Source organism: Vibrio sp. 2134-1, assembly GCF_033339495.1.
Genome location: NZ_JAWOUS010000364.1, coordinates 1 through 743 on the forward strand (window position 1 = coordinate 1; position 743 = coordinate 743).

The following is a 743-nucleotide window of genomic DNA, read 5'->3' on the forward strand; positions in this document are numbered from 1 at the left end:
GTTGATAGTCTGGCCCAGATCGCTCCAGCTCCTCTCTGATGCGTTGCAAAAGCTCCTCTTTTACGGGCTTCTTCAAGGAGTCCTTCCGTTGCCAGGTGAAGCGGATAGAGTCGATGTCGCCATTGGTATAGCACCGAATTTGTCTGTAAAGGTGGAGAGTCATGACACCAGGGCAGTCCGCTCGAAGTGCTTCAAACCTCTCTTGCCTGGTGGGGTACGTCGAGATAATGAACTCCTCGATACCAGCTTTGGCCGCGTTGATGCGTTCAACCGTCGCCGCAATTTCGTCAGCTACACCAATCCTGGAAGGGGAGAACCAGAGTACCCCCACGGTGCGCCTGGCAGACTTCTGCGAATAGTCTGGGTTGATGTGAAGATCTCTGTAGCTGTGCGCTGCCAGCTCAAGAGCTTCGCGCCCAGTTTGTTCAGTTACGACAATCTTGTTGACGGGCTCGTTCTCCATTCCTTTTCCGGTAGGAGGGATGGCCGCAACTTTTGCGTACCGTGGCGGTAGTCGTTTGATAAGAGAGGACAGGTTCGTTAAGTCGCGGCACATGGCCGAGAATTGTTCTGATATGAAGTTTTTAGCCATGCTGCCGCCTATGTGTGGGTTTGTTCTAACAGTTCATTGGTTACATAGTAGACAGATTTAGACCATCATGCAACGAGGGGGAGGGGCAAGAATACGCCTCCGCTTCGCGTCGGCGGGTGCCCTGTTTGACCTTCGTGTGTGAGATTAGATT

The 743-nt window shown here is 52.6% G+C and carries 1 protein-coding gene; it reads right to left on the bottom strand.

The genetic code is table 11. The features are described 5' to 3' along the window. On the bottom strand, positions 1–592 hold a 592-nt coding region (locus tag R7R78_RS26015; RefSeq protein WP_225474599.1), incomplete at its 3' end, for a DNA replication terminus site-binding protein. Positions 593–743 lie beyond the last annotated feature (151 nt).